The sequence below is a fragment of the Rhizobacter sp. P3_B12 genome (assembly GCF_056402895.1).
In genome coordinates this window covers 1-2,381 of record NZ_JBFUGN010000947.1, presented here as the reverse complement: position 1 = coordinate 2,381, position 2,381 = coordinate 1, and the positions used below count along the sequence as shown (strand labels likewise).

The 2,381-nt window shown below is 66.2% G+C and carries 3 protein-coding genes and 1 pseudogene; 3 read left to right on the top strand and 1 reads right to left on the bottom strand.

Features of this window, described 5'->3' with window-relative positions; all coding sequences use genetic code 11:
- Together AC1D01_RS30535 and AC1D01_RS30530 are read left to right on the top strand one after the other, a co-directional pair.
- On the top strand, positions 1 to 654 hold a 654-nt coding region (locus AC1D01_RS30535), incomplete at its 5' end, for a PEP-CTERM sorting domain-containing protein (RefSeq protein WP_477873118.1).
- Positions 651 to 1,559, top strand: coding sequence for a PEP-CTERM sorting domain-containing protein (locus tag AC1D01_RS30530; protein ID WP_477873116.1), 909 nt, complete (start codon positions 651 to 653; stop codon positions 1,557 to 1,559). The genes AC1D01_RS30535 and AC1D01_RS30530, both read left to right, overlap by 4 nt.
- Here the strand turns inward: AC1D01_RS30530 and AC1D01_RS30525 are convergent.
- Positions 1,554 to 1,879: pseudogene (locus tag AC1D01_RS30525) on the bottom strand (aspartate carbamoyltransferase); the annotation flags it as partial. The gene AC1D01_RS30530 and the pseudogene AC1D01_RS30525 overlap by 6 nt on opposite strands.
- A 196-nt stretch (positions 1,880 to 2,075) precedes the next feature.
- On the opposite strand from AC1D01_RS30525, the gene AC1D01_RS30520 reads away from it, so the two are divergent.
- Positions 2,076 to 2,381 (top strand): SDR family NAD(P)-dependent oxidoreductase (locus tag AC1D01_RS30520; protein ID WP_477873114.1); only part of this gene is annotated, 306 nt, incomplete at its 3' end.

Here is a 2,381-nt window from a genome sequence, read left to right as displayed (position 1 = left end):
CCCTTCGGCCCGCGGCGCGAGCAGACCATGCCGGCACTGGCCGCCGATTCGCCTTCGGCCCACTCGCTGGTCGAGCCCGGCCACATGCTCGCGGGCGTGACGCGCGAGCATCCCTGGGACGAAGCCAACGCCAGTGCCAATTGGGAGCGCACGTTCTCGCTGCTGCCCAACACCTCCATCACCTTCTCCGGCACCGCAACCCTCAGCTCGGACCAGGCGACCACGCAGGAGACCACCTTCGCGGCCTCGCCCAACCTGAACCCGCAGTACGCGAACCGCGGCATCCTCTCGTTCCACAGCTCGCTCGGCGACGGCACGGGGTGGATCAACAGCATCGGCTTCATCGCACGCATCATGAACTTCGACCCGCGGCTGCCCGCCGGTTCTCCGTCGCTCGGCCGCGTGGGGTCGGTGGACGACTTCGCGTACAGCAGCGACGAGCAGGGCCACCTGTCGCTGACCCTGTTCAACCATTCCGACGAGCTGATGTTCACCAGCCTGTCCATCGGGGCGTTCGCCGTGGCGCCGTTCATCTCGCCGATCCCGGAGCCGTCGACCGCGGCGGCGATGCTGCTGGGCCTGGGGCTGCTGGCCTGGCGGCGCAAGGCCTCCAACCCGTCATCCACCCCCACCGTCGCCGGAGGCCTCGCATGAAGACCCGCATCCTGCTCATCGCGCTGGCGGCCGTCGGGCTGACCGGCCTGGCCCGCGCCGGCGACGTCAGCGTCGATTTCCGGCTGGACCCGCTCACCGGGCTGTCCACCGACGCGAGTTCTCCGCCCGGCACCGTGGGTCACTGGATCACACCCAACACCTTCTCCGGATCGACGACGGCGATCCACTACTGGGCGGACCAGTCGACCTCGTACCGCGAGACCTCTTTCGATTCGCAACGTCTCGCCGGCAGCGCCATCGGCACCCAGCCGTTCGGCAACTACAGCCGCGGCGTCGACCGGGTGGCGGCCGATGCGCCGTCGGCCCATGTGACGGTGGAGCCGGGGCACCTGCAGGCCGAGGTGTCGCGCCCGAAGATGGGCGACTCGGCGGATGTCCACCTGGATTGGCAACGCGCCTTCACGCTCGACCCGAACAGCTCCATCACGCTGTCGGGGCTGCTGACGCTCGATTCCACGGTGCCGCTCTCGCCGACGGCGAACTACGGCACCACGCCGAAGCCACGGGACACCATCGCGAACTCGGCCACGCTCTCGTTCCGCGACAACGCGAGCTGGGGCTCGGGCAACGGCATCACGCTCATCGCGAACATCCTGAACCAGGATCCGAGGGACTTCCACGCGCCGTTCCTGGGCATCGAGCCGGGGCCGGACGACTTCGCCTACAGCGCCGACCCGCAAGGGCACCTGTCGCTGACGATCTTCAACCGGTCCAACCAGTCGATGTTCGGCAGCTTCGAGATCCTGTTCCTGGCGTCGGTCGACCAGATGCCCATCCCGGAGCCGAGCACCTGGCTGGCGATGCTGGTCGGCCTGGCGGTGCTGTTCTGGCGGTACAGGCCTGCGGCAGGAAGGGCACCCGGGGGCGTTGTGAACCGTGGGTGATTTCCATGTCGCATCACGCATCGACCTTTGCACCAATCCATCGACACCGAGCATCTGCGCGAAAAGCGCCATGCGAATGGGCACGCCGTTGTCCGTCTGCCTGAAGATGGCCAGGCGGGGATCCGCATTGAGATCGACGCTCAGATCGAAGCGCCGGGCCGGCCATCGCGCGGCAATGGATGCATGACAACGGTGTCGGGTTTGCCCGTGGCATCCACGATGGCGCGATTGACTTCGAAACTCTGGTCGTAGCCATCAACCGATTCATCGGTGAACCGCTCCGTCTGGATCCGGGTGGCGTACAGGACGTCTGCGCCACTCACGGCACAGTCAAAGGAATAAGCGCGCCCGATTGAACGCTGTGCTGTCCCGCCACCTCGCCACTTCCCGAGCAGATGTTGCTCGCATTCAGCTCATTCCACTTCCTATTGGCGAGACACATGATTCGTCCCATGCGAAGCGATCGACCGAAACGTCCCCTTCGTCATTCAACTCAACCCATGGGAACTACCTGAAATGAAGCTCAAGAACAAAGTTGCATTCATCACTGGCGGCACGTCGGGCATCGGCCTGGAAACCGCGAAACTGTTCCAGGCCGAGGGGGCCCAGGTGGTGCTGGTCGGCTCGAACGCAGAGCGCCTGGCCGCGGCCGGCAACCAACTCGGCGGCAAGGCGCTGCTGGTGCGTGCCGACATCCGCAAGGTGGCTGACATCGAGCGTGCCGTCGAAGAGACGCGCGCCAAGTTCGGTCGCATCGACGTCCTGTTCGCCAACGCCGGAGCGACCACGGTCGCTCCGCTGGAGGCGGTGACGGAAGCGTAT